27 protein-coding genes are annotated in these 25,747 nt (G+C 39.7%); 6 read left to right on the forward strand and 21 right to left on the reverse strand.

Annotated elements, in window-relative coordinates:
- Positions 1-86 precede the first annotated feature (86 nt).
- Complete coding sequence (locus tag CLV81_RS20880) at positions 87-395, reverse strand: DUF6660 family protein (protein WP_106143211.1); 309 nt, start codon at positions 393-395, stop codon at positions 87-89.
- Positions 396-625: 230 nt separating this feature from the next.
- Positions 626-2,488, reverse strand: coding sequence for a tetratricopeptide repeat protein (locus CLV81_RS01035; protein ID WP_106143212.1), 1,863 nt, complete (start codon positions 2,486-2,488; stop codon positions 626-628).
- Between the two features lie 306 nt (positions 2,489-2,794).
- Between CLV81_RS01035 and CLV81_RS01040 the strand changes: the two genes are divergently transcribed.
- Entirely contained in the window at positions 2,795-4,843 is a 2,049-nt protein-coding gene (locus CLV81_RS01040; protein WP_106143214.1) for a thiol-activated cytolysin family protein, read from the forward strand.
- Positions 4,844-5,185: 342 nt separating this feature from the next.
- On the opposite strand, the gene CLV81_RS01045 is transcribed toward CLV81_RS01040, so the two are convergent.
- From CLV81_RS01045 to CLV81_RS01100, 11 genes are all read right to left on the reverse strand, one after another.
- Positions 5,186-6,475 carry an agmatine deiminase family protein gene (locus CLV81_RS01045; RefSeq protein ID WP_146129798.1) on the reverse strand — a complete coding sequence of 430 codons (1,290 nt, stop codon included), beginning with the start codon at positions 6,473-6,475 and terminating at the stop codon, positions 5,186-5,188.
- A 245-nt stretch (positions 6,476-6,720) separates the two neighbouring features.
- Positions 6,721-7,686 (reverse strand): proline iminopeptidase-family hydrolase, encoded by a 966-nt coding sequence (locus CLV81_RS01050; RefSeq protein WP_106143216.1) that lies wholly within the window; start codon positions 7,684-7,686, stop codon positions 6,721-6,723.
- Positions 7,687-7,835: 149 nt separating this feature from the next.
- Positions 7,836-9,140, reverse strand: coding sequence for a serine hydrolase domain-containing protein (locus CLV81_RS01055; RefSeq protein WP_106143217.1), 1,305 nt, complete (start codon positions 9,138-9,140; stop codon positions 7,836-7,838).
- 176 nt (positions 9,141-9,316) lie between these two features.
- The gene (locus CLV81_RS01060; protein ID WP_106143218.1) at positions 9,317-9,808 is read right to left on the reverse strand and encodes a nuclear transport factor 2 family protein; all 492 of its coding nucleotides are present in this window, start codon (positions 9,806-9,808) and stop codon (positions 9,317-9,319) included.
- Between the two features lie 225 nt (positions 9,809-10,033).
- A complete protein-coding gene (locus CLV81_RS01065) occupies positions 10,034-10,414 on the reverse strand; it encodes a hypothetical protein (protein WP_106143219.1) in 381 nt (126 codons plus the stop codon).
- A gap of 13 nt (positions 10,415-10,427) precedes the next feature.
- Complete coding sequence (locus CLV81_RS01070; protein ID WP_106143220.1) at positions 10,428-11,333, reverse strand: serine hydrolase domain-containing protein; 906 nt, start codon at positions 11,331-11,333, stop codon at positions 10,428-10,430.
- Positions 11,327-11,620, reverse strand: a complete 294-nt coding sequence (locus tag CLV81_RS01075) for a hypothetical protein (RefSeq protein ID WP_106143221.1) — start codon at positions 11,618-11,620, stop codon at positions 11,327-11,329. The genes CLV81_RS01070 and CLV81_RS01075 overlap by 7 nt, the downstream gene beginning before the upstream one ends.
- 88 nt (positions 11,621-11,708) lie before the next feature.
- The gene (locus CLV81_RS01080) at positions 11,709-12,017 is read right to left on the reverse strand and encodes a helix-turn-helix domain-containing protein (RefSeq protein ID WP_158259051.1); all 309 of its coding nucleotides are present in this window, start codon (positions 12,015-12,017) and stop codon (positions 11,709-11,711) included.
- 1,011 nt (positions 12,018-13,028) lie between these two features.
- Positions 13,029-13,538 carry a hypothetical protein gene (locus CLV81_RS01090; protein ID WP_211297979.1) on the reverse strand — a complete coding sequence of 170 codons (510 nt, stop codon included), beginning with the start codon at positions 13,536-13,538 and terminating at the stop codon, positions 13,029-13,031.
- A 543-nt stretch (positions 13,539-14,081) separates the two neighbouring features.
- A complete protein-coding gene (locus tag CLV81_RS01095) occupies positions 14,082-14,537 on the reverse strand; it encodes a hypothetical protein (RefSeq protein ID WP_106143224.1) in 456 nt (151 codons plus the stop codon).
- A gap of 387 nt (positions 14,538-14,924) precedes the next feature.
- A complete protein-coding gene (locus CLV81_RS01100; RefSeq protein ID WP_106144857.1) occupies positions 14,925-15,278 on the reverse strand; it encodes a tRNA-binding protein in 354 nt (117 codons plus the stop codon).
- Between the two features lie 304 nt (positions 15,279-15,582).
- Here CLV81_RS01100 and CLV81_RS01105 point away from each other — a divergent pair, with 304 nt between their 5' ends.
- The 3 genes from CLV81_RS01105 to CLV81_RS01115 all read left to right on the forward strand — a co-directional run bounded on the left by CLV81_RS01105 (position 15,583) and on the right by CLV81_RS01115 (position 17,773).
- On the forward strand, positions 15,583-16,146 hold the full coding sequence (locus CLV81_RS01105; protein ID WP_106143226.1) for a Crp/Fnr family transcriptional regulator: 564 nt from the start codon (positions 15,583-15,585) through the stop codon (positions 16,144-16,146).
- A gap of 193 nt (positions 16,147-16,339) precedes the next feature.
- Positions 16,340-16,729, forward strand: a complete 390-nt coding sequence (locus tag CLV81_RS01110) for a RidA family protein (protein WP_106144858.1) — start codon at positions 16,340-16,342, stop codon at positions 16,727-16,729.
- Between the two features lie 12 nt (positions 16,730-16,741).
- Positions 16,742-17,773: an alpha/beta hydrolase gene (locus CLV81_RS01115; RefSeq protein ID WP_245911884.1), complete on the forward strand. Its 1,032-nt coding sequence runs from the start codon at positions 16,742-16,744 to the stop codon at positions 17,771-17,773.
- Between the two features lie 323 nt (positions 17,774-18,096).
- Here the strand turns inward: CLV81_RS01115 and CLV81_RS01120 are convergent, their stop codons facing one another.
- The 8 genes from CLV81_RS01120 to CLV81_RS01150 form a co-directional block, all read right to left on the reverse strand.
- Positions 18,097-18,300, reverse strand: coding sequence for a hypothetical protein (locus CLV81_RS01120; RefSeq protein WP_106143228.1), 204 nt, complete (start codon positions 18,298-18,300; stop codon positions 18,097-18,099).
- A gap of 12 nt (positions 18,301-18,312) precedes the next feature.
- Complete coding sequence (locus CLV81_RS01125; RefSeq protein WP_106143229.1) at positions 18,313-19,356, reverse strand: relaxase/mobilization nuclease domain-containing protein; 1,044 nt, start codon at positions 19,354-19,356, stop codon at positions 18,313-18,315.
- Positions 19,337-19,693 carry a plasmid mobilization protein gene (locus CLV81_RS01130; RefSeq protein ID WP_146129799.1) on the reverse strand — a complete coding sequence of 119 codons (357 nt, stop codon included), beginning with the start codon at positions 19,691-19,693 and terminating at the stop codon, positions 19,337-19,339. Before CLV81_RS01130 ends, CLV81_RS01125 begins: the two co-directional genes overlap by 20 nt.
- A gap of 171 nt (positions 19,694-19,864) precedes the next feature.
- Positions 19,865-20,350: a hypothetical protein gene (locus CLV81_RS01135; RefSeq protein WP_106143231.1), complete on the reverse strand. Its 486-nt coding sequence runs from the start codon at positions 20,348-20,350 to the stop codon at positions 19,865-19,867.
- On the reverse strand, positions 20,347-21,135 hold the full coding sequence (locus CLV81_RS01140) for a hypothetical protein (protein WP_106143232.1): 789 nt from the start codon (positions 21,133-21,135) through the stop codon (positions 20,347-20,349). The genes CLV81_RS01135 and CLV81_RS01140 overlap by 4 nt, the downstream gene beginning before the upstream one ends.
- A 214-nt stretch (positions 21,136-21,349) precedes the next feature.
- The gene (locus tag CLV81_RS01145; RefSeq protein ID WP_106143233.1) at positions 21,350-21,796 is read right to left on the reverse strand and encodes a JAB domain-containing protein; all 447 of its coding nucleotides are present in this window, start codon (positions 21,794-21,796) and stop codon (positions 21,350-21,352) included.
- A 246-nt stretch (positions 21,797-22,042) separates the two neighbouring features.
- Positions 22,043-22,282, reverse strand: a complete 240-nt coding sequence (locus tag CLV81_RS20425) for a hypothetical protein (RefSeq protein ID WP_146129800.1) — start codon at positions 22,280-22,282, stop codon at positions 22,043-22,045.
- 401 nt (positions 22,283-22,683) lie between these two features.
- Complete coding sequence (locus CLV81_RS01150; protein WP_106143234.1) at positions 22,684-23,493, reverse strand: M23 family metallopeptidase; 810 nt, start codon at positions 23,491-23,493, stop codon at positions 22,684-22,686.
- A gap of 104 nt (positions 23,494-23,597) precedes the next feature.
- Between CLV81_RS01150 and CLV81_RS01155 the strand changes: the two genes are divergently transcribed.
- The gene (locus CLV81_RS01155) at positions 23,598-24,809 is read left to right on the forward strand and encodes a hypothetical protein (protein ID WP_106143235.1); all 1,212 of its coding nucleotides are present in this window, start codon (positions 23,598-23,600) and stop codon (positions 24,807-24,809) included.
- 112 nt (positions 24,810-24,921) lie between these two features.
- A complete protein-coding gene (locus CLV81_RS01160; RefSeq protein ID WP_106143236.1) occupies positions 24,922-25,737 on the forward strand; it encodes a hypothetical protein in 816 nt (271 codons plus the stop codon).
- Positions 25,738-25,747: the final 10 nt, after the last annotated feature.

Here is a 25,747-nt window from a genome sequence, read left to right on the forward strand (position 1 = left end):
CTTTTCGCAAAAACAAAATGTGCAATTGACGTTTTCCAAAAAGGGAAAACCTTAAAAATGGATATAGCTATCCTATAAAAACTGAATTATACCTGCGGAGGCTGAAAAAGAGAATGATAAAAGTTACTCCCAAGGCTATCGAGATAGTTGAAAGACTCTTTTGGCACTTCGGGTTGATAAGGTTCGAATGAAGGCAAACTAAAACTTATCGTGTGAACGTGACAACAATGGCAATGACAAAAAGGCGAACAAAGTTCACAGTCTTCATCGTGTTCCCCACCATAGTCAACAACAGAAACTACCTGGGAATCATCATTACTCTTCTCTATATCACTACAAGGCACTACATTGAGCGCCAAGAAGTAAGTCGATAATATGATTGCCAAAAATTTCACGATGTAAAGATAAAAAGTTTTTCGTGCAACAGTGTTGCAAAAAATTATGAGGTTTCAAAAAACGGTAAGTTCATGGGGCAGAATGGAAAGAATTATAGGATTCCCTAGACCCGTTTTTACAATTGGGACAAAAGACGGAGGACGTAATTATTTATGTCAGAATTAAAATTGTATGGATTATTTTACTCCAATTGTTGTCTTTTTTTCTCCAGCATGATTGTTCCTAGCTTTTATAGACCTTTAACAAAGTGATCAAAGTCAATATCTTTATCAATATTCAGTTTTTGTTTTAGCCTGTATTTTGAAGTGTGTATACTTGCAGGAAGCACGTTGAGGATTGTGGCAATTTCATTGTTATTCAGCCCCATTTTAACGTAAGCGGCCAATCGAAGCTCTTTATCTGTGATTTTGCTGGACAAAGACTTCAATTTTTCTTCAAAATCTTGGTGAACTTCTGAGAAATACGACTTAAATACTTCCCAATCCTTATCCGCTGCGCTTTGTTTTTTTAGAAGCATCACCAGACGTTTAAACTCAAGCTTGAACTTTTCGGGGGAGTCCTTTATGTTTTCCAAATTCTCTTTGATCTCCGCTATAAATTGACTTTTTTGAACCAAGTGCAAGGTCTGGCTGGTCAGTTCTTTTTGTTTGTGTTCTAATTCCTTGGTAATTTTCTCTCTTTCAGCTTTGTTCTTTTTAATGCGTTGTCGAAACCCAAAAACCAAAACTCCTGTAAGGGCAAGGGCAGAAGCCATACCGCTTGCATAAAGTCCCTTAGTCAATTTATCAACCTTGGCTTTTTCATTTAAGGTCTTAATTTCCTCTTGTTGTAGGGAGATTTCAGCTTCTTTTTGTTCGGTTTCAAAAATTGCCCGTAGTTCCTCTATTTTTTTGATTTTTTCTGAATCAATTAAAGAGTCATTGATCCTTTTGAATTGCTTGTACTGAGAAAGAGCTAAAGTGGTTTTGCCAAGAGCTTCGTTGGACCTGCTGCTAAGTTCAAGTGTTTTTTTTAAAATGGATTGATTTTCGGTTTTTACTGCGTAGCGCCTGACCACATCAAGGATGTTGCTGGATGCGGTTGGTTCATCCAGCAAGAGATAAGCCTCTGCCAGCTTGTTCTTTGCGATCGCAGCCTTTCTTAAACTATTGATCTTCTCTGCTTTTTCGATAGCGTCATTTAGGAACTGAACCGCCAATAAAGGTTTTTCTAGTTTAATATGCGTTGAGCCAATGTTTGTCAAGGCTGTGACCTCCAGTGTTTCTACTTTTACCTCTTTTGACTTTTGGATACTCCTTTCAAAAAATCCCAACGCCGTTTTTTGTTCGCCAAGTAAATGGTGCATTAAGCCTATATCATTTAGGGCCTGCGCTTGGTAATAAATGTCTTCGTAATCTTCGTAAATTGCTAAAGCTCTTTTGTTATATTCCAAAGCTTTATCAAAGTTTCTTAAGTTATGTTCGAGTATAGCCAGATGATTATAACAATCGGCTATGCGTATTGAATCTCCTATTTTTTCGAAAAGATTTAGACTCTTAAGGGCATATTTTAATCCAATTTCGTAAAAACCCTTGTTTTGATTTATATTTCCTTTGAAGCCATAAGACAATGCGATTCCAACAGTATCCCTTAGTTTGATGACATTTTCAAGATCCATATTGTTGATGCTATCCGCGGTTTTCAGATTACCTTGAGTGAACTCCAAAATGCCCAAACCACGATATACTTTAGATATGTAAAGTCCATTATTTATCTCTTTTGCAAATTGAAGACTGGTCTTATAGTAGTATCGAGCCGAATCAATTTTGTCAAGGTTATAGTAAATTATTCCCAAATGGTAGTTTGCAAGGGATATTCCAGAATCGTAGTCCAGCTTATTTGAAAACTCTAGCTCTTTATTTGCAAATTGTTTCGCCTGCTCTGGATCTCTATACATGTAGTGGTTAACGATGTTCTTTATAGTTTTGATTTTTAGGGTATCCAAAGGTTGCTTCTTGAATTGAAGCAATAGGCTATCAATATCCATTCTGTTTTGTGCAAACGTTGACCCGAATACAAAAAAAGTAAAAAGGGTAATTTTCAATGCATTCATCGTAGATTATTTGTCCTTGCAAGATACCTATTATAGCTACTGGTCCAGCAAATTACGTCTTGGCCTACGTCCCTATGTACATATATAGTCTAGGAATTCCAATAAGGTTGCACCCCCTAAAACCTTTGCTAAGGCCTATTTTTGTTGATGTTTGAGGTTTTATTGAATTTTTTCAAAATTGACTTGTCTATAAAGTTGTTAGATAAGGTTTGTCTGTTCTGTCTAGGGTTTGTCTAGCTTGGTTTTTAGGTTTCAGCTTACGGGGCTTCTAGTTTTGGAGTGTTGAATCTTAAAAACTAAGGAATTATGAAAACAAATCAAACGCTCTTGACAAAAATCATGGTCATAATGCCGCTAATACTCGTCTTTGTTGTGTATTCGTGTAGCAAAGATGAATCACCTAGCGTTGACCCCACTGAGCCAGAAGCGCCGGGAGGTTCAGTCAGCGAACTATCTATTTCCGAAGTGTTAGCGAGGGGAGTAGTTGAAGATTATCCCGTGGAACGGGTTGCAGACACTCTTGAAGTTTCTGAGCCCTATTATGAAGAGTACCTGGAAAGTACTTCCGATGGCGACGTAACAAACACCTACTTCTGTACCACTAAAAAAGTGAGTGTCCTGGACGGAAATGGTCAGTTCCCACTTTTTAACCCAAATGCCGAGGCGATATGGCCTGGTAATCTTTTACAGGGTAAGACCCTTAGTAAAAATTCTCAATCTAGCATTAATGTCGATAGAGCTGGTGGCACCGTATCCATCAATTTGCTTAATGGTAATAGCGCATCTGCGATAACTGTTGATGAAGTGACAAAGGGCAATATGCAAATTGCAATGAATGAAATTATTGCCAATGATCCCAATATAGTTCCAGCCAACTTTCAATTAGAGGTTGAAGAAGTCTATAGTCAAGAACAAATGGCATTGGAATTGGGTGTTAGTTATGAGTCATTTAACATCAATGCATCCGCCAATCTTTCTTTTTCAAATGAGAAAGAATATAATAGGGTACTAGTGAAATTAACACAACAGTACTATACTATGTCTATGGATCAAATCAATGGTCTGGGTGATATTTTTGCGCCGGAAGTAACAGGTGAAGATTTATCGCCTTTTGTTCAAGCAGACAACCCAGCAACATTTGTATCCTCTGTAACCTACGGGCGTATTTTTTATATGTTGGTAGAGTCAACCAGCTCTGTCAATGAACTTAGGGCAAGGGTTGAGGGTACTTACCAGGGTTTACGATCTAAAATTGAAGGCGAAATTGAGTATGACCAATATAATGCGTTAAAAGAAGTGAAAACCAAGATTATTGCCTATGGCGGAAGTGCCCAAAGTGCCTTCTCACTTACTGGAGAGCTTGATATAAACACCATAGGTCAAAAACTAGCGGAAAGCACTAATATTACTGAAGCTTTGCCCTTATCTTATGTAGTTAAAAGTGTGCTTGAACCAAGTAAAACAGTGGGCACAAAATTGGCTACCGAATATGATGCGGTAGTATGTACGTTAAGAGGACCACGACCAACACAAGTTTATAGCAATTTGGTTGGATTGTTCGAAGACGGTGTTGGTGCAGCCACTGCGGTTGCGGGGTCAAACGCCATTTTATTTAATGGAGCTGGTACTGAGTATGTTTGGTTTAATGGTAATACAGGAAATATTTCACCAAAATATTCTATTAAAGATGCCAATGCTCCACTCGGCATAATCCCATTTAACGCTTTAGATTCTGCAACACTCGCACGACCCGGAAATATCTTTGTCTATGACAAAAACAGTAATGAAATCTTACAACTTGTTTTTGACCAAAACCCCTATTCAGGAAACAGTAGTACTATTCCAAATAACAAAATAATTTCTGAAATTAAAGGGCCTGTTCAAATAGAAGTTTGGCATAATTCAAGTTTACTTGATGGCGAAACCTTTCCATTATCGGGCACTGGTTTTGATGCAGTAGTTTATTTAGGTCAAGAATATGAATTTTACACCTCCAATACGCCTTTCACAATAACAGGACATAACGAGTATACCTATGATCATGCCTATTTTCAAAAGGGCAATAATAATTCGAGTGCAACGGAGTCTTATATTCTAGATATTTACGAAACTAGAAACATTATTACCAACAATGTAACGGATTCTGGCATCAATACTTCCAGGAAATGGAGTGATAAGGAGGATGTTTCAAACGATGAAGATTTTCTATTTTCAGATATCGGAGCTGCTTGTAGTTTCACCCAGGGGAATACGGCATCTGGTTTCAAGCTCCTATATTTTAGCTCAGATGGCAAGTCATTTTTTATTAGAAATGATGTTAATGGAGATTCGGAAGGCCCTTACGTAATTGATTGATTTATATTCATGCAGTCGGCACCTTAAGTTGTGATTCAACAGCTTGGTGTCGGCTGTTTCTATTGTTTTATTTTTAATGGTGTAACCTTCATTTGATTATTGCACTGATTTGAGTTTAGTAATAAGGCGAGTTCATAGGACTAATTGGGCGGGAGGGCTAGATTCCCAAAATATGTTCCTTTAACCGTGCTAGAAAGGATTACTGTTTACTGTCTATGCTATGACCTGGCGCCTTTAATGCGCAGCCTATTAAGAATTATTTATAAGCTCCAATGTAGGAATCTTAAAACAAGTCATGGCTGGTGATAGGTTATAGGCGTCGTTGTGCATTGAATTTATTGTTCAATATAATAGCAACTTTGGTTGATGCATACTAATACAATGCAAGCCTCCACCTCCTAAATTTACAGCTAACGCATCCAACATCACCACTTTTTTTGTCGGGAATACTTCCCTAAGTATCCGAAGCGCTTTTTCATCCTGGAGTCTGATTTTATCGGGCATTCCTTCTCGCCAATACTTCTGACCAATGACGACATTATTAGTAATAATAAAATTTAGATAGCTGGCAGGTGCAACCACGGTAATGGTATCTCCTTTTGGAAATTCGCTTCCATCAACATAATCAAGTGTTTTGATATAATCGTATACATAATCGCCTGGATTCATTGTTGTGAGGATGGTTTGCGGTAATGGCAATCTTACTATTCTAAATGCATTGCCATCTTGATCGGTGCTTTTCGAAAGTATTTTGAAGTTTTCTTCCAAACGCCTATGGTTTTCCTTGGCAATTGAATCTTTTAGCTCAGTGCTGTCAATACTAGCTAAAAGAATAGTGGAATCATTGACAAATCGAGCAAATTCATCCACATGGCCATTGGTTGTAACCACCGTGTATGCCTTAGTGCTGTCAGATGTTGATAATGGGCCAAGAAACGTATGGCTATCTTCGAGAAGTCCCTCTTTTAACCATATAACTTTTTTGACTCCAAGCAGTCTTTGATATTCCGCCTCCATTTCATCCTTGGACATCTGCGGGTTACGACCTTTTTCAACGGTCTCAGTCACCATTAAAGTTCCTTTACCATTAAGCTCACGGTTACCTCCCTCGCTGACCATTGCACTTGATATAAGGGGAAGATTCAATAATTCAGCAACCCTTTCGTCATACTTCTCTTCAGTTACTGAATTCAGTTCCGTTGTATCACCATAACCCCAAGAATCGAAATTAAAGTCCGCAATGGCATGGCGTCCATTTTTGGCTTCGACGAATACTGGTCCCATGTCCCTTGCCCAAATTTCTACGGATGGAATGACACGAAAAATTAGATTTTTCGAATCTGCGTATTTTTCAACTAATTCGGATTTAGCCTTTCGAAGCACATTGTCATCAGCACAGCTTATAACAATTTTTAAATCACTTATAAGTGCATCAATAATGGCCATTGTTACCTTCTCTACCGATTCACCTTCTTTATGATCGGTTGTTGGCCAAATTAGCCAAAGAGCGTCAATTTCTTCAAATTCGGCCATTTGTCTAGTAATCTTCACTTGCTCTAGATTCTTATCAGAAATGGAATTACAGGATAGGACCAATAAGAAAATTGCCAATATCAGAATAAGAGATTTCACTTTTTTAGATTTATGATGCACAACTTGTTACATGGGGAACTAAAGTAGCTAATTAACAGTTTTCATTTCGAGATAAAAAGACTTTTTGTTCCTGTTTTTGGAACTGGAAAGGAAAATCAAGGAGTGTCCCTTGCATGGGTCGTTTTATAGCACTAAAATAATACCGCTAAAGGTCTTGTGTATTTGGCGTTGCCTGCTTTTGTTGGTAATGAACATCATGCACGTTGTTAGCAGTAGTGTTCTTTTCATTTTTCCAATTCGCTTAAAAACGAATCTATAATTTTCAATTCAGTTTCTTCCTTATCATTCAATGTTTGATGCCCTGCTCCTTCAATAATTTTCAATCTTGAATTAGGAGTGATTTCATGATATTTTTTAACTGTTGAGGGAGTCGCTGTATCGTATTCACCCGTAATATACAAAACAGGGACATCTATTTTTTTTAATATCTCTTTGCCGTCATAGCCATTTAATTTTCCATTGACCGAATATTCCTCACGTCCCCACATATATTCATAAACCATACTTTCCTTTGCGAACCATGAAGAATCAGCTTTTATTATATCTTTAGAAAAAGGGGTTTTGCGAGTATAGAATTCATGATAAAAATAATCTATGGCTTTGTTGAATGCTGTTGTATCAGGGATAGAATTATTTTTGTGATTTACTAATGGTACTCTAACTGAATCTGGTAATTGAGCTAATAGTTTATCTGAATCATCTTGCCACATATTTAAGTCTATGCATGGGCTTCCCAATATTAATGCTTCTATATTTTTTGGATATTTCTTGTAATATTCCGCACCTAACATTGTACCCCAAGAATGACCATAGATTATTACTTCTTTAAGTTTTAAGTGCTCAACTAAACTATGAGTTTGTTCAACAAAAGACTCAATATTCATCAATGTTGTATCTGTTAAAATATCTGAACGACCACATCCTAATTGGTCGAATAATATAACAGACCTTTCTTTAGCTAAAGATTTTAAAGGGTTTAGATAGTAACTTGGATATCCCGGTCCGCCATGAAGAACAACTATTGGCGCTCTATTTCCTGAGCCAAAAACTTCATACCATATTTTTCCTCCATTCACTTCTATGAACCCTTCTTGAGGTTTTAGCAAATTCGACTCTTTGCACCCGAAAAATTGTAACAAAAGAAACCCAAGAAATATTATTGGTGGTATCTTCATCAATTGGTTTTTCATTTTTATTCATTATTGCTAACGCCAAACCAAAATGAGTATGCGGCCCACTTGCTAAAAGCACCGAAGTTTCTGTTACGTATTGCTCTATCAATGGACTCAGTTCGTATATTCATTTTAGTGTTTGTTATGAGTTGTATTTCAGCAGTTATTCAATTCTCAATAAATGCACTATAAACGACCTTCTCAAGTCTTGCATTAATTTCATCATTATGTCCTGAAAACGCGACTTGTCGAAGTTGGATGACTATAAGTTCATTCAACGGATCAATCCAAAAAGTAGTGCTAAAAGCTCCACCCCAGGAATAGGTTCCTTCGGGTTTATTGGGATGGTCTGCCGTTGCAATATCAAAACCAAACCCGAACCGTGCAGTTCCCCAAGGATAAGAAATAGTATCAATTTGGTCTTGGTGCATCATTTGTGCAGTTTCTGACTTTAATATTCGCGTTTCACCCAATACGCCATCGTTCAGCATGGTCTGGCAAAACAGGAAGTAATCTCTTGCAGTCCCTGTCATTCCACTTCCACCTGAAAAATAGGTCTTTGCTCCTGCAATAGGGTAATTTGGAATATATAGCGGATGACCTTCTAACTTCAAAGGCTCAAACTGACCTAAAGTATCGGTTACATAATTGGCACCAAATAAAGGAGTCAGATTTGCTGTGGCGCTGGAATCACTAAAGTAAAAGTCAAATGTGGTAGCGCCGATGGGCTTAGTAATATTTTCTCTGATATAATCATCCAATTCCATTCCGGAAGCTACTTCTATTACCCGCCCGAGTACATCAGTACTCAACCCGTAAGTCCATTGTGTACCTGGCTCATGAACGAGTGGAAGTTTGCCAAATCGGTTCATTGTATTTTGGAGCGTCCAGTCTTGATAAGTGTTAAGAGCAGGTATATTAAGTTTCGCATTAATGGCATCTCCATGGTTCTCATATCCATATGTTAAGCCTGAAGTATGAGTAAGAAGTTGATGTACAGTAGGTTGTGTTTTAGTCGGGACGCTAGTCCAAGTGGTGTCCTTAGGATTAAAACCAGTGATAATTTCCATTGAATCAAAAGATGGAATGTATTTGCTAACCGGATCATTCAATTTGAGTTTGCCAGCTTCTATAAGTTGCATCGCCGCTACGGATACAACAGGTTTTGTCATACTTGCCATTCTGAACAAATGATTTTTACGATAGGGCACAGACTGTGCAAAATCTGCCAAGCCCACTTCCAATTCGTATATAATTTTTCCGTTTTTAGCAATTAGAGTAACAGCTCCAGGGAACTTTTTTGCCTCGATATATTCTTTAACCATTGATTCAATTTTGGCAAGCGAATCCATATTCATGCCGACTTGCTCAGGAGTAGCAAACTGAAATTTTCCGAAGGTTTCTTCTTTGTCAGTTTTGCACGAAATGGCAAGAACCGATGCAATTGCTAAGATGATTGTTGAAATTTTCATGTTTTCAAATTTATGTCGAAGTTGGTCGCTGACTCATAATGGTCTCGTGTATGGCTTCGTTGCGGAAAACGTCAAATGGACTTTTCCGCCATAGCCACTAATTTAGCGAATCAGGCTGGATTTTCCGTTTGGAAATTCCTGCCGCAATTAATTATACACGTTGTTAGCCACTGGCTTTAGTCTTCTGTATCAACAGGTTTTTGGGTTGACGTAACACTATCAATTTTCCATTCTTCATTATACTTTTTATAAATTGCTGTCCAAGCAAAGTGTGTTTCTTCTTGAATTTTATTCCCTTTCTGATCTTTATAAGTTAGGGTTACGATTTTGTCAACTAAAGTGTACGCCATACTTCCATCGTCTGAAAACCTAATTATTGGTTCTGATGCATCATCCCATTTAACAAATTCGACTGCTGAGAAGTATTTGTTATAGCGTGATATTCTTTCTTCTTTTGTTGAACTGCTGATGACTCCATTACCTATACCTATAAAATTATCGGAAAACTGGTTGGCAAAGGCATTTGAGTCTTTATTAAAATGATAATCTCTTTGAGCATTATGTAGTTCTAAAATTTTTTCTCGTTCCTTTGATATATCTATTACACCTTTTTTACTACAGGATATAGTAATCGTAAAAATTAAGATAAATAATAATACTGTTTTCATATTCTAATATTTAAATAGCTTGTGGCTAACGGTTTATGTATGACTCCGTTGCGGGAAATCCCTAAGGATTTCCGGGTAAGGAATCAGTACAAATTAAAAGGAGTAATATTATCTGAATTATAGAGTAACTATGGATTATACACATTGATAGACACTGGGTCTTATGTTATCTGAGCAATACTCTTATAATGGTCGCATAAATATTGTTTTATAATTTCTATAATGCTAAAGCAATAAATATAGGTTCCCGAGAACCATTGCTGAAGTTATCACAGGTGTTCCTTTCATATGAAGCGCCACAGAAATAATAAAAATATTTATTGTTACTGGTATCATAAGAATGCTAGATAGCACTACAAATCGATTAAAGAAAACTAGAACACCTATGATTATTTGAAAGTAACCAATAAAGTTCCAGTAAAATCCCGTTTCATACATTGCATTAAAGTATGAGCCAACAGGGTTGTCATTTGTTAAAATAGTAAATTTTATTCCAGGACATTTTCTTATTCCAGATATTATAAAAGTAAATCCCATTCCGATTTTAGCAGTCCAATAAACATATGTTAAGATGGGTTTAGTTTTTAAGTTGTCAATGGAGAACATATGTATAATAAGTTTACTCTTTAGGTTTAAGAGTATTTTCTATAAAGTTCTGAAAGAGTATGATCCAATCACTATCATCAAAAAGTTCTGCTTCATCACCGTTTCTCACTATTATAGTGTTGGCCCTTGGAGAAACATATATTATCTGCCCTAAGTTGCCTATAGCCATAAAGTCAGATTTTGTATTCTTTTCTGGAATTCCCCACCAAAGGTAGTTGTAAGTCCAAAATTTTGGATTACTAAAATTTTGATACGTGCTATCCATTTTAGGTTGCATAGATTCATCAATCCAAGAAGATTGCACAATTTGATTATTTTGCCATTTTCCATTATCTAAAGCTAGTTTTCCAATTTTTGCAAAATCTATGGCTCTTGCATTAAACCCGCTTTCCATTTTTTCAAAATTATTTTCGTCGGTACTCCATGTGGCATCATACTCCGTTCCAATCTTTTGCCATATTTTGGATTCTAAATATTTTGAAATGGACTTTCCAGTAGTGCGCTCTAAGACTAGACCAATTAGTAAAGCATTGTAATTATTGTATTTAAATTTAATTCCTGGTTTTTGCTCGATTTTAGAATGCTTTATAGCTACTTTTCTCAAGTTTGGATGATAGTAGGTTTTAGGGCTATCTCCAGTAACAAATGGGAAGCTTATATTATGGGAATAAGAAAGACCTGATTGCATTTTTAGCAAATGCATAATTGTAATATCTCTAAATCTTATATCTTCTTTCTCAAGTTCTGGAACATATTTTGTAATTGGATCCTCAATGTTGCCGATTGCACCTTCATGTATGGCGATACCCATTAAAAGCGATAAAATTGATTTAGAGACCGAAAACGATGTTTGTAATGAATTACGATCATTGCCAGAAAAGTAATTTTCGTATAATAATGTATCATTCCTTATTACAATAAAGGAATGAGTCTTTTTTTCTTTAAGAAGTTATCCAGATTGGATATGGTTGAATCTTCTTCAAAGGTTTTAACCACATCACTTGTTTGTGCTTTTGTGCCATTAATGAATTTATATGCTACATGCGCCTTTTTAATGTCTGCATACTTAAATTTTTCAAAGTCATCATAGTCAGCATCTTGCCAAGCAACAACACGATAAATATATCTTGGGCTGTAAAAACAAGATTGTGTCAAAGTCAAGAGTCCAATAATTAATAGGGTTCCAATAATAATTGGTTTTTTCATTATCTAAAAGTTTCCAGCTAATGTACTTTTGACTTAGTACGGTTGGATATGTTTCCTAAGATTTTTGGTTCGAACCAATCGGAAAATACTATTGAATACTTTTTTTCCTATAATTTGAAGGTGTAGAATTCGTTTCCTTTTTGAAAGCCGAGAAGAAAGTGGACTTGGATTTGTAACCAAGATCATAAGCCAGTTGTTCCATTTTTAAATTAAACTCATCACCTAATAGCCGTCTTTTGGCTTCTTCAATTCTATAGGAGTTTGTGAGAGTTATAAAACCAACTTGTAATTCCTCATTCAGAATTTGTGAAATATTGTGAGTACTTAGGCCGCTTTTTTCGGAAAGCATTTTTAATGAAAAATCTTCATTGAGATAGAGCTTCTCAGTTTCTATCAAGGTGGTAATTTGGTTAAGCTTTTCTCTCTTGTAAAATGAGGATAATGATGACTTAGAGTATTTCTTACTCGGGAATTTAAAAAGATCAGTTTTACCAAGGAGATAAAGAGTAATAAGATACATAGCAAAAACACTAAACAGATCTGCAGAATAATGTGGAAATGGACTTTTAAAGAATACTTAACCTTCAATCTTGCCTCCTTGCGAGAAGAAAAGAATCAGGCTGCCTAATATCAAAATACCTGTTACATACGTCAACCAGTTAATTTTTTCCCGTTCAACTTTTTTATCATTTCTTCTATATTTTATGATTTGTACTATTGAAACGCATCCATAAATAAACAAATGCAAGGACAAAAGTTCAACGACTACCCAACCCTGAATGTTCCATGGGTCAGTCGAAAAATGTGGTTTTACTAATTCTGTTGGAATATTTGTCCGAAACTCCATGAGGTATATGGACTTTTTAAATACACCTCGTTGAAAAAAGAAGTTAAATGAATAAATAAAATAAAACAGAAATGGAGTTAGATGAAAAAATTCGAACTTGAGCCTTTTTAGGTTCATTTGTGATTTACAATATAAGAATGTAAATGGACCTAATAGGAATATAAATGGGATGGATGTCATAAATATATGAGGGTAATAGCTCATATAACCCGTACGCAAAAAAAAGGACTCAATTTGCATAATGAGCAAAACCGTAATAATGTAAACAATCAGTTTATGTTGTCGGTATCTCTTTTTTAAACTGAAAAAGTAAATAATAAGTATTGCCTGAACAATTCCAAAAATGATAGCGGTAGTGATAGGACCAAATTCTAGTATCGGATTTGAGGTTGAAATCACTTTAGTAAAACTTTTTATTGATTAATTATTGTTTGCTTTTACCCAATTATGAAACTTGTGGCTAACGTGTTCGTGTATGAACCGATTCAATGGTTTATACACATTGTTGTGCTTAGTTTTTCTTTAATCCATTATTTTGATTGGTTAGAAATTTTTTAGCCTTTAAAGGAGGCTGTTAATAGGGTATTTATCTTTTATTTCACTTAATTTTTCTCTTTGATTTACTCCAAATTCAATAAATGATCCATCAAAAAATTGTAAGAACGGACTTTTTAATAACGCTCCAAAACCAGGTGATTGCACTACACCTTCAACTAGAGCTTTTCTAGAATTCCAATCTCTTTCATTCAGCATTTTATTTTTGTGCTGTAAAAATAAATTCTCGACATGACGCACTTCTGCAGCAAAAAAGTAAAAACCTTGATTGTATTCTTCTTCGGTCAATGAATCGGGACTAGCTCTAAAACACGAAACTATTCTTGCCGATTCTTTAGAATTTGCAAAACTTAAAAGTAATTGAATATCTAGAGTCGTAATTTCATGAAATGTCGATGCTTGAGTAGCTTTAGTATTATCTCGAATTTGAAAACCAACGAAAATCAGTGAAATAATCACAGCCATCGCTGATATGATTTCAGCAATCAAAGCATATTCCTGGAGTATTTCATTCATATCTCTATTTTCTAATGTTATTGAATTCGTTTAATTTAAATTAAGCACAACGACCCGCTAAACGTAGTTCCGGGATTTTTATGGAAATATAGCGAAATCGTTCGACTGTCGTGTGCGAAGCTGTCCATGCTAGGTTGCTTGGCCTCGCATTCGACAGTCTGTCAAGAAGGCCGCAGAGCGGCCGTATCTTGTCGATTTTGCTGTATTGGGAATAAAAATTTCGGGATCAAATTACCGTTTAGTGCCCTGTTATGGCACGTTGCCGCTTGAGCGGCTCCGTTGCCCCAAGCTGTATGGAGCTTGACCGATGGTAATTTGGTTTAGCGGGTCGTTAGGGCACATTTCTTTTGGGGCGGGAGTGCGCCAGCACGTAGCGACAAAAGTCAGCCGAGGGCTGAATGTGCCCTAACGGTCTCGGCTATGAGTAGTTGCGTGGGTTAGCACTTAACTTTGCAAGTACATACCGAACTGAAAATCCGCGAGGATTTTCAGAAGCAGGCGAGACCAAGCAATTACTTATAGCCATTGTTGTGCGTTCGTATTTTATTCTTTCATTTCTACTCTAATCAGCCGAATAGTTTTCGTATCGCTTAAATTTTCTACCGTATGAGGTGCTTCAGGGTCTTTATACATTGTCAAAGGAAAAACAAGAGGTTCAGGTAACTTCCGAGTATCCATAATCACATTACCTTCTGCGTCTCGGTCAATGAAATCTCCTGCATCCATAATATATAGGACACTTTTCCATTGATGATGATGTACTGGCTCAATTTCGTTTGGTAAGACGGTTACTTCTAAAACTCTTACTTTATCATTTTCCAATAGTATTTTATGATTATTTGGTGCAGACACAACTGCATCTTGGTCTTTTGGCCAATCAGCTGGATTTCCTGTTTTATACAAAAGTTTTTGTTCGTCTGTTATTTGTCCGAATACTGAAATAGTTGAAAATACTGTATAGCAAATCGTAGTAATTAAAAATTTTGAAGTTGATTTCATATTTGGTCAGTTTTAGTTTTAAGTGCTTACTCTAATCGGTTTTCAGCTATCCCGTTTTGCTTTATTAAACAGTTGTTTGTCATATGACGCACAACAGGGGAATATAGTTATTAACTAATATAGGATTATATCATCATTGATTATATACCGTTTATATTTCTCACCTTTCTACAGATTTACCTCCCTTAAATGGGCGAGTTATTGAGACTTTTCGGAGTGAATTAGTAGATTCCCTAGAAACGTTGATTTTATGGGATTAATCTAAACTCCATCCGAGACAAAATGCCTACCCTGGTTCAAGATAGAAGTTGGGAACGCGAAAGATTTCCTTCTTAGATGATTGATTTATCATACCTGAAATTTTAGTAGGCAACTTCGAGTATCATTTTATCCTATTTTGGTTCCATTCTGTATTTCTCGCTCAGGTTGAATCAAAGTCACTTCATTGTTCTCACCAACACCACCCAAAATCAGACACTCGCTCATAAAGTTCGCTATCTGTTTGGGCGGGAAATTCATGACCGCCACAACTTGTTTGCCAATCACGTTCTCTGGACGGTATAGGTCGGTTATCTGCGCAGATGTTTTACGAAATCCAAAATCACCAAAATCGATAATCATTTTATACGCTGGATTTCTAGCTTCTTTAAAAATCTCACAGGAAACTACAGTACCGATTCTCAATTCAATTTTTGCAAAATCATTCCACTGAATTATATTATTATATTCCTTTGAGATCATAACTGTGCTTTTGGGGTTGCCATGATAAAATAGCATTTGTTTTGTAAACGCACATCGGCCTACTAAATTAACAAATAGCTTAAATGGGAATGTTCTACAAAACTAAGATGCTCTACGCATCAACCTCATCGTAACGGCCAGGGTTCTAAGGTTGCTGCTTGTTATATTCCCTATTGTGAAGTAATTTCAAGAAATACGTTGGTCGTTTGGACGTATACCCGAATGGAAATGAACGCTGTGGAACTTGATTTTACTTTCTGTAAAAGCATCGATGATAGGATTCATCATTTTAAAATAAACTTTAATGCACGAAAGACTTAGGAACCATTTTGAAGAAATCGTTGATCTGACCGATCAGGAGTTCGCTTTTGTGCTTACCCAGTTCAAGACAAGGGAATTCGAAAAGGGTGATTTCATTTTTCAAAATGGTGATCCGATCAAATATGCATATTTCATTGTTTCCGGACTTGTGAAGCTTGTGTACCATGATGAGAACGCCAACGAACATATCGTTTCCTTTGCCATGGAGGACTGGTGGGAGAGTGACTTTAATGCTTTTTTCAACCGATCGGAGGCAACCTACTCCCTAAAATGCTTGGAAGCTACCCGGGTATGTTACCTTACTTTGGAAGGCTACCAAAAACTAAGTAAGGGACTACCAAAAATGGGGATCTTTTGGCTCCAAAAATCAAATGGGGGATTCATGAGCTCCCAACGACGAATCCTTTCCCTGCTCACCACAAATCCAAAAGAAAGGTACGAGCAATTTTTAAAGGAATACCCTTCCCTTGGGCAAAGAATTTCCAAGACACAAATAGCGGCTTATTTAGGTGTTTCCCGAGAAACCCTAAGTCGACTCCACTCCTAGCAAGTGTTTTTGTGACCCAAATCACAACTGATGGGCCATTTCTGTGAGTTGGCTCACAGGTATGGCCTTTGTCCATTTTTCAACTTTGTACCATAAACTTTTAATAACATTTGAGATGGAACGAATTACAGTTTTAGCAATTGTGCTGCTAACGATAGCAAACCTTCGTGCTCAAGAAAAAACAGAGAAAAACATGGAAAGAAAAGAAATCAACCCCTGGACATGGCAAGATGAGCGTCATTACGCTCAGGCCATTGAAGTAAAGAACCCTGAAAGAACCTTGTACATATCAGGTCAGACCGCAATCGATGCCAACGGCATCTCAAGTACGGCTGATTTCAAAAGTCAGTTGCTTTTATCGATTGCCAACCTTGAAGAGGTACTGGTAAAGGCAGGATACAAAAACACGGATATTACCCGGATTACTTTGTATACCACATCCTTTGATGAATTGGGCCAGAACTTTGGAACCATTCAGGAATGGATTGTATCGAACAACATTAGAACGGCAATAACCGTGGTGGAGGTCAGTAAACTGTTTGAAACCACAGTGGTGGAACTGGAGGCAACAGCCGCGAAATAACAAAACATTAAAATGATGAAGACTTTAATTAAACTTTTAATACTTATTGCGATAAGCAATCCGGTAAAGGGTCAAGTAGAGGACTATTTGACAGATCAACACCTTGATCGAGGAACCAAAGAGTTTTTAAAAGCTCTCAATACCTCCGGTGGACTTGCCCTGGAGACGCTTTCAAAAGAAGATGCCCGGCAGGTCTTAATTGGGGCACAGGCCGCTGCGGATGTTGATTTTTCTGGTATCGAGGAATCAGAAAAAACAATCGAGGCGGATGGATACGAAATCAGCTTGAACGTTGTTCGCCCCGAAGGCGTGGAAGGGGAACTTCCAGTATTCATCTTCGTTCATGGTGGCGGATGGATTTTGGGAGATTACCCCACACATAAGCGGATGGTGCGGGACTTGGTTGTAAGATCTGGCTTATCGGCGGTATTTGTAAACTATACTCCATCCCCAGAGGCTAAGTACCCGAAGGCCATCAATGAAATTTATGCTGCCACCAAATGGGTTTCCGAAAATGGGAAACAGATCAATGTTGATGGATCAAGATTGGCCTTGGTCGGAAACAGCGTAGGGGGCAATATGGCGACGGTAACTGCAATTAAGGCCAAGGAACAGGGTGGACCCGATATCAAGCTACAAGTGCTTCTTTGGCCGGTAACGGATGCTTCATTTTCCCAAAAGTCATATGAAAAATATGCCAAGGACAGGTTCCTGACCACTCCGATCATGAAATGGATGTGGGACCAGTATACGACAGATCCAGAAGAAAGAAGATCCATTTATGCTTCTCCGCTCCAAGCTTCTTTGGAACAATTGACAGGCCTCCCACCGACTTTGATTCAAGTTGCAGAGAACGATATCTTAAGGGATGAAGCAGAAGCCTATGGGGGAAAACTTGATAAAGCGGGTGTACCTGTGACCATAGTGCGCTACAATGGAATGATTCATGATTTTGGGTTATTGAACTTCTTGGCCGAACTACCGACAACCAAGTCTATGTTCGATCATGCAGCCACAGAGCTTAGAAACCACCTGTTTAAATAACCGGTACATCCATCAACAAAAAGCCACTCACATGAGTGGCTTTTTGTCTTGTATTCTATATTTTTCCAGGGATGAAGTGCCCTTAGGCTCAAAGTTTCCAATGTATTTACCATAATAACCAACATGAAGTGGTTTCTGGCAGATTCTAGGTGTCCAGTAAAACCGTCTTTTCATGAGACAAATTCGCCTGATTTTTACTTTTTAAACTATCAAGTTCAATTCTTGGTCTTTTTATGTTGTATCACAAATTGACTTTTTATGGAACACATCAAAAACTGTGGATGAATATATAATTCGGGTTCTTGGCAGTATACTATCAATACTTATGGCGGGTAAATTACACCCATGGAAACCATCACTTTTATCCAATGTGTTTTTTGCTGTTCCCTTTCTGACATAGGTTTGGGTTGTGGTGCACTATCCATTCCGTCCCTTTCCTTTTTCTTTCGGACAAGGATGGCTTCCAACTCCTCTATAGAGAGGGTTTCTACCACGGCATCGAGTATTTTGTTGTTCACCAAATCCACACCTACAGATTCTTAAATCCTTCTCCTCCTTCGTTTTCTTTTTCGCTTGTACCTATCCTGTTCTTGAAGTTCCAGCCTGAAAGCATTCCAAGGATTGTCATCGACCAATGGCTTTACCCATCCCATTGTTTTATTCTTTCCCACATGGTACTCTGATTTCTCATGAGCATTTTCAGGCCGCTGAGCATTTCCCTTTGGAGTTCCAACAGTTCTTTTCGGTCCAGGTCCGATTTCTCCAAAAGTTCCCGCATTTCGTTGACTTGGTCGGCTATTTTCGAGAATAATTGAACGGTCTCTATCTTGTTCATAATCCAGATGTTTGATGATATTGTTCCATGAATACTGTCTGCCCAGGGTGCTACCTTTATAAACCACTCCTTCGTGGTCAAAAGATATCCCTGTGACCTTTCCTGTGGTCAAGCTCGCATTGAACATGGGATACACTTTCTTTTTCTTGAGCTCCTCTATAAACCCAACCACGTTGTTCGATCGGAGCAGTGCGCCGTCTATCCGTTGTTGCAGTACCAGTTTTATGGGTGCTTGTCCCGTGCGAATCGCCTTTTCGATTTCGTTTTGGGTGATGCCCGCTTTCTTTTTCAGTTCGGACCTTTCCAACGTGGAAAGTCCATATTTGGTCTCCAGCTTTCGCACCAGTTTTTCGCTTCGCTTATAATCCTTGCTATCGGAGACCACCTTGCCCGAATACTTTACCCTATTGGCAATGATGTGGATGTGCTCGTGCTGGGTGTCCGTATGGCGGTACACGATGTACTGATTGTTGTCAAAGCCCATTCCTTTGAGGTAATCAAAGGCCAGTGCCGTGAATTCCCTATCGCCCAGATTATCCCCTATCGGAAGGCTGAGCGATACATGGTAGACCACCTTTCCAAGGCGAGGGCGTAGCTGTCGTACTATATTAAACTCCCTGGTCATATTGACCACGGTATCATGGGTAATATTGGTGTCCAGCACGCATCCTTGGTCATTTTCGACCTTTCTTTCGTTATAGGCCAAGAGCCCGTAGAAATCCTTGCCCTTAATCTGCTTTGCTATCATTGTTCAGGATATTTGATTTTAGGCCATTCAAAAGGTGTTTGAGTTCGTTCAGTTGCCCATCGAGATATATCGGGTTCCGCATGCCCAAATGTGCCTGTTTGGTAAGTTGGTTGATGTTGTTCCCGATACGGGAAAGTTCCACGTACACCTTTCGGTCAATGGGCGAATACCGCATCCTTGGTAGGGCTGACCCAGATATCTTTTTCCGAATGAATTGGGGAATGGTGAGGCCCAATGTCTCGGCATTGCTGGCCAGTTCAAGGTAACCGTCCACATTGAGCCTAAAACTTACGATTATAGCCTTTAACGATTTTACATCCTTTTTGGGTCGTGCCATTTTTAGGGGTTTGGGGAGGATCCCCGACAAGCCTTGCGAACAGGGTGAGCAGTTTTTGTTTACAAAAACATGGCTTGCTTCGTGACCTCCGATTTCTTATGGCAAACCTAGGGCAGTGTCGGATTTATTATGGGCAGTAGCGTACACGGGTTGCTGTACGCTACCCAGGGATCAGCATTGCAGAACATCCCTGTAGGTTACTTCCAACGATAGTGCCGCTTCCTTGATTTCAAAATACAATTGGGAATAGGTGACCAGGTGGGCGAGGGTCTGTCGGTATTTTGCCTTTCTGAGACCATCGTTCTCATAATGGCGGCAAGGGTCTTTTGGATGGACCTCGTTCGGTGTAGTAAAGGAATTCATGGCACGATGGGAAAACTCAAATCGTTGGGAAGCTTTTCTATGGATGCTCTCAAGGGTCAGCTCTTTTGGATATTCCTTGACATCATAATAGCCTTCTTCAAGAATTACGATAAAGGCTCGCCTTCTGGATAATTTCGGTTTTTTTCGGGACTGGTACAATTCCTTTTGGGCATCCGTCAGGAGTTGCTGTGCCAATTTTATCTGCTCTGAGGTATAGGTATTTCCCTCGATCAAGATGTCTGCTCCCTTGTCCCTTTTTTTAAGGTATCGCAACAAGGCACCGACCTCACTCATGGTTTGGGCCCTCCCCTATCTTTTCCCTTTGAACGGCTGTTTTCGATGGCCGTCTTTAAAACCGTCGCCAATTGCTCCTTCCGAAGATGAAGCCCGACCAAATTCGATTGCACAATATCCCCGGCAAGTATATAATCCATCAAAGTGGTATTCCCTTCCATTAATTTAGCCTTGGACATTAGCAACAAGAGGCCTTTTTCATGGTCGTCCAACTCGGAGCCAAAAAGGTCAAGGTGGTTATCAAAACTGTAGAGGTACTCCTCTATTTTGATCTCATTCTGTCCGATGGCAAGCTGCTCAGTTTTCCAATCCACACTTTCCAAAAATTCTTTGGCCATATAGTCCATTGCATAGCGGCCATATTCCCATTTCCTGTACGAGACCGATGGGTCGATCAATTCCATTTCCACAAAGTCCATGAGCTGTTCATTGGACAGCACATCCTTAAGGTTATGTTGCATCTCAAGTAGTTTCTGAAATTGTGACCTTGCCCCCTCGTCCAGATTATTCAGCAAATGTCCACTGAAGGATTGGGGAATATCGAACATACCATTGGTGTTGTACTTTATGGATTCCATAAAAGTTGGCCTTTTTTCCTCACTTACTTCATCATAATGTAGGCCATAGGTAAACAATACTTTTATAACTGAAATGAGCTGCGCTTCCGACAGTCGTATGCTGGTGTTGTCAGGGGAAGAACCGCCCTTTTCCCAAAAAACTTCTCTGAAGGAAAGTCCCCCTACAGGGCGGGATAGGTCCAAAACGGTATGGAAGGTTTGCGACATAGGGTAAATTTAGGCAAAAGAAGTATTCTTTTGACCAACCCTTATCGATGGAAAAGAGAGCAACGGTAAAAAACCATGGCACTACATAGGACCCATGAAGGCCATATTTGAAAAATCTATGTTATGGTGTTGTTTTGGTGATGGTGCGTTTTTATGGTCTCTTTATCCTCATGCCAAATCCGTCCTTTTTAAAATGTTTTTGATGGAAATAGCATCAGATACAACCATCATCGGCAAAGCTATAGTAGGAACCATCGGGGGCCAGTATGATATGATCCAGCACCTGAATATCAAAAAGTTTGGAGGCGTTCTGTATCTTTTTGGTGATGCTCTTGTCGTTGGCACTTGGCTTTAGGGTGCCACTGGGATGATTATGGCAAAGTAGGATTCCCACGGTAAGGCTCTTGAGGATAACCGCAAAAAGGATGCGCAAATCGACCATAGTTCCCGTTATCCCCCCTTTGGAAATCTCATAGATGCCCTTGACCCTGTTGCCATTGTTGAGCAGTACCACCTTAAAGGATTCCTGCAGTCCTATCGTGCCCTTGTCCCAATGCTCGTACAGGACCTCAGCCGCATCGGCTGATGAGCCTATTTTTTTCCAGAGGGACGCTGGAATCTCGTGCCGATAACTCACCTCTATTTCATTGATGGTCCCCATAGTGCAAAATACAATTTATTTGTCTGTTTTTCAATTACTTAACTTACCTCAAGATACGATCACACCTCTTTAAAAACCAGTAAAATCCCCGCTATTCCCACCTTCCACTTCTTTCTCCCCCATCCACAAAAAGGCACCCTTCAGGGTGCAACTCAAGGCATGGGTAAAACCAATGTGATAGGGCGGTTTCACGCCCTATCGCATTACCAAGGAACACGGACAGGGATTTCCGCACCTCCAAAGGTCTCAGGCAATCGGCCATGGCCATTTGCTCGCCAGATAATAGCCCCAAATGGACAGTTCCATGGCAGCGAACAGCCATAGCAGATCCTTGATAAAGGGAACGGCCAATAGCAGGAACAGGATGAGCAATAGGGGAAGCCGTAAAAAGCGTTTCAGTCGGAATACGCCTTTTACGGTCAACAAGACAAAGAAAGCAAAGGCCAAAAAGGGCAATTTTGAATAAAGGGTCTCCAAGGGTAGCATAGGTTCTTGTTTTAGGGTTTATTCTTTTAGTTGTATAGTTGGTCCGGTGGTCATTGCATATGAAAATGGTGAACTTTTGGATGTCCCTTTCGCCCGGGCATTTAAAGCTTGTTTTTATGGATTTTCTGTTTTCGGTTATACCTTCAATTTACCCTAAAGCATAGATAAAACACAGTTTTTCAATAGTTTACATCACCTCTTGCTTCATTTACCCCTATCCAAAAATATGCGCCCCTATGGGGCGCTGCGTTACCGATTGCAGCGATAGCTCTTCACGGTGCCCTCCTGGGGGTCACCGTGGGGACTTTAAGCGGAAAGCGGGCCCGAACGCCCAAAATATACAATGAAAGTACTTTTGATATTGAATGGAACTGTCAGATAAGGATAGTATGACGACCCCTTCAGTTCGATTGGCTCAAACGCCTGTAGACATCATATTTGATGTTAAAGGAAGGTGCTGGATCCAATCGATTACCGTCCTTGATGGTCTCATAGTGCAGGTGTGGTCCGGTCGAAAGGCCGGAGTTTCCGACCGTTCCGATATATTCATGAGGGGGAACTTTTTCCCCTATGGTGACGGCCACTTGGTCCATATGGCCGTATAGTGTCACAAACCCATGGCCATGTGTAACCATAACATGAAGCCCATGCCCATTTGGGTCGTTTCCGATATGGGTGACGGTCCCTGCCGCTGTACAATAAATTGGGGTTCCCTTGGTTGCGGCGAAATCCACTCCAAAATGGTGTCTCGTAATTTGATGAATGGGGTGGAACCGTTGCCCGTAAGGACTTGATACTACAAAGCTTTCCTTGTACAGGGGAACACAGGAAGGCACACTGTCCAAAATGAACGGTCGCATGGCAAAAAAACGCAGTAACTTCTCCATTTGGCCGAAGTCCGTAATCTCCGATAGCTTTAGGGCCATTCCCTTAAAGAGCACATCACCGGTGAGCGTTTGCCTATTTTCCATGGAAAGGGTCGATGGCCTTTCCATGGTTCCTTGCGGGGGAAAGGAATCGTCCGTCCAAAAGAAACGCAGCCCCCAGCACAGGAAAAACAGTGCAATAAAGGCCCAATAGTATCCATTATTTGGGGTAAAGTGGGATGTATCCTTGGAGTCTATCTGTTGCTGCACTCTGTCAAATCCATAGTTGACCCTCCAATTTTTGGAGAGGAATCTAAACTTCGATTTGAGGTTTCGGCGCCACATGGTCAGAAGAATTCTTGCTTTGGGTTTGTCATTTCCAAAATTTAATTATATTTGTAGTGTTATTTGCAAATATAATCGATTTTTACACATATAAAAATATATTCATGAACAACAAATGGCGAAAATGGGACGACCTTCTGGACCTGAACGCCCTTTTTAAGTATTCCGGTTTTGAGCCATCTCGCAAGGAAAGCGGGTTCCATAGCTACAAGATGGGAAAGGACCATGCCATGGTCATCCAAACTGAGGAGGGGCAACGCTATTATAAGGCCAGCAGACCTGAGCACAAACTGGCAGCGTTTGACCTTGTGCTGGAACAGCTCTCCAAAACGGAGGGCTCCACAAAACTGGGGCTCTGGTCAAAAATCGATGCTTTTTATACAAAGCTGGAGGAAAAGGGCCTATTTCTTTTGGAACAGGAAAAAAGCGACGTCCTAGAAACTAAGAAGAAAACGTATAACCATTTTGAGGGGATGACAGCGACCCATTCCCTACTCCCCTATGAAGTAGTCAATGATGACGAAGGCCAGTTCGCGGGAAAAGTGTTCGCCGATACCAAGGGGAGGCTGGTTTTTCCGTTCTACAATCTTGCCAATACCCTGACCGGTTATGTCGTCGCGGATGGAAATGGACATTCCCTATTGGGGGAAAGTGATATATCGGCCTCGGTCTGGTTCAGTAACGTCCCGAAGTCGATAGAACATTTGGTGGTGCTTAGAAGTCCCATGGAAGCCCTGGCCTTCCATGGCCGTTTCCAGTTGCGCAATGCGGTCTACCTTGCTTTTTTGGACATCAACTACGATACCGCAAAGATTTTGGTACGCATCCACAAGACCACCAAATTGAGCAAGATGGCCCTCAGTCTTACGGGAAGGTCCAAAATTGAGGGCTATATCCATGATCTTATGCTGATGTCCTTTCTGAACGATTCCAAATTTTTGGTGCGGGTGGGCAAGGATCATTTGGGCATCCGTTTCGCCCCGGAAACCGATAAGGCCCTCACCAATCTGTTCAAAGAGATAAAGAAATTCAACAATTCACTGGCCCAAGAATATCTGGGCTTCAATAAGATGCCGGACCAATCCCTATTGAACCAGCACAGCATCGTACTCACACGGGAAAAGGACATGATTTTATGCCGTCTGCCCTTTGATGTAAACGCGCTCCGCTATTTTTTGTGGAGCTATTACAGAAACTATATGGGCAAGACCATAGAAATCATTAAACCCGTGGATGTAAACTGGGCCAAGGAGTTGGAACGGAGCGGTATATACAGTGGAGAAAGGGCAATGGAGGCCTTTCGTATGGCCGTATAAAAAAAGGGGCGCTCCCGCCCCTTTTATCCTTAATTCCGGATATGAAAATGGAAAGACATATCCAGATGGTAAAGTTAAACAAATTCGTATTAATCCTTAATTCAATTATAAAATGGAAAGACAGATCGCAGAAAAGGTTTTCGTCAAAGTGAACCAAAAGTGGCAAAAGGGAACGGTCATCTCCGAAAAGGACAGTACCGTTTCGATCAAGACCAACGAGGGACAGGTTTTTGACCTTCCCCGCAACAGTAGATGGTTGGAAACCCTGAAATCACCGGCACAACGGTATGCATATGGTGATGTCAAGGAGCAATTGGAGGGACAGTACATCAGTTTTGAAAAACTGCCCGAAAACATCCAGGACAACCTTGTGCAAGGCAGGGAGTACATGCACGAATCCACCTACATTTCCGAAGGGCAGTTAAAGGACAGTTCGAAAATGATCCAAATGGTGTATGACCGCGACCAAGGCTCCCGTCTTGACGTGCAGTACAAAAGGAACGAGCCGGTGACCTTGGAAAAGGCCGTTGCCTATAACCACAGGTTCACTGCCAAGGAATTTGAGCGAATGGTCGAGAAAAAAGAATTCATCGTGTTCCAGGGCAGTACCAACGATGGGGAAATCTTTCAGAAATTGGCCTATTATGAACCAAGACTCCAGGATATACGGACCAAACCTGCCCTCACATCCAACACGTATATCTATGGGGAGAAATTGACCTTGGAACAGGCCAATGCCCTGAATAGCGGAAAGGAAGTGGAAATCGAGATAAAGAGCAAGGCCAACGGCAAAAAGCCCTATCTGGTCAGCTGGTCGCCCAGAAAGGAGACCTTTATCACCAAGAACATCGATATGGCCAAGGCCATGAAAATGGAAGTGGTCACCGATGAAAAAAAAAAGACACCCAGTAGAGGGGTAAAACTTTGAACGGGGAACT

Origin of the sequence: Flagellimonas meridianipacifica, assembly GCF_003001695.1 — a bacterium.
Classification (GTDB): Bacteria; Bacteroidota; Bacteroidia; order Flavobacteriales; family Flavobacteriaceae; genus Flagellimonas; species Flagellimonas meridianipacifica.

Bases quoted from the DNA above. Each gene is read 5' to 3' on its own strand.
- CLV81_RS01035 (WP_106143212.1), bottom strand. From the start codon at position 2,488: ATGAATGCATTGAAAATTACCCTTTTTACTTTTTTTGTATTCGGGTCA.
- CLV81_RS01040 (WP_106143214.1), top strand. From the start codon at position 2,795: ATGAAAACAAATCAAACGCTCTTGACAAAAATCATGGTCATAATGCCG.
- CLV81_RS01050 (WP_106143216.1), bottom strand. From the start codon at position 7,686: ATGAAAAACCAATTGATGAAGATACCACCAATAATATTTCTTGGGTTT.
- CLV81_RS01055 (WP_106143217.1), bottom strand. From the start codon at position 9,140: ATGAAAATTTCAACAATCATCTTAGCAATTGCATCGGTTCTTGCCATT.
- CLV81_RS01060 (WP_106143218.1), bottom strand. From the start codon at position 9,808: ATGAAAACAGTATTATTATTTATCTTAATTTTTACGATTACTATATCC.
- CLV81_RS01065 (WP_106143219.1), bottom strand. From the start codon at position 10,414: ATGTTCTCCATTGACAACTTAAAAACTAAACCCATCTTAACATATGTT.
- CLV81_RS01075 (WP_106143221.1), bottom strand. From the start codon at position 11,620: ATGAAAAAACCAATTATTATTGGAACCCTATTAATTATTGGACTCTTG.
- CLV81_RS01090 (WP_211297979.1), bottom strand. From the start codon at position 13,538: ATGAATGAAATACTCCAGGAATATGCTTTGATTGCTGAAATCATATCA.
- CLV81_RS01095 (WP_106143224.1), bottom strand. From the start codon at position 14,537: ATGAAATCAACTTCAAAATTTTTAATTACTACGATTTGCTATACAGTA.
- CLV81_RS01100 (WP_106144857.1), bottom strand. From the start codon at position 15,278: ATGATCTCAAAGGAATATAATAATATAATTCAGTGGAATGATTTTGCA.
- CLV81_RS01105 (WP_106143226.1), top strand. From the start codon at position 15,583: ATGCACGAAAGACTTAGGAACCATTTTGAAGAAATCGTTGATCTGACC.
- CLV81_RS01110 (WP_106144858.1), top strand. From the start codon at position 16,340: ATGGAAAGAAAAGAAATCAACCCCTGGACATGGCAAGATGAGCGTCAT.
- CLV81_RS01115 (WP_245911884.1), top strand. From the start codon at position 16,742: ATGATGAAGACTTTAATTAAACTTTTAATACTTATTGCGATAAGCAAT.
- CLV81_RS01125 (WP_106143229.1), bottom strand. From the start codon at position 19,356: ATGATAGCAAAGCAGATTAAGGGCAAGGATTTCTACGGGCTCTTGGCC.
- CLV81_RS01130 (WP_146129799.1), bottom strand. From the start codon at position 19,693: ATGGCACGACCCAAAAAGGATGTAAAATCGTTAAAGGCTATAATCGTA.
- CLV81_RS01135 (WP_106143231.1), bottom strand. From the start codon at position 20,350: ATGAGTGAGGTCGGTGCCTTGTTGCGATACCTTAAAAAAAGGGACAAG.
- CLV81_RS01140 (WP_106143232.1), bottom strand. From the start codon at position 21,135: ATGTCGCAAACCTTCCATACCGTTTTGGACCTATCCCGCCCTGTAGGG.
- CLV81_RS01145 (WP_106143233.1), bottom strand. From the start codon at position 21,796: ATGGGGACCATCAATGAAATAGAGGTGAGTTATCGGCACGAGATTCCA.
- CLV81_RS20425 (WP_146129800.1), bottom strand. From the start codon at position 22,282: ATGCTACCCTTGGAGACCCTTTATTCAAAATTGCCCTTTTTGGCCTTT.
- CLV81_RS01150 (WP_106143234.1), bottom strand. From the start codon at position 23,493: ATGTGGCGCCGAAACCTCAAATCGAAGTTTAGATTCCTCTCCAAAAAT.
- CLV81_RS01155 (WP_106143235.1), top strand. From the start codon at position 23,598: ATGAACAACAAATGGCGAAAATGGGACGACCTTCTGGACCTGAACGCC.
- CLV81_RS01160 (WP_106143236.1), top strand. From the start codon at position 24,922: ATGGAAAGACAGATCGCAGAAAAGGTTTTCGTCAAAGTGAACCAAAAG.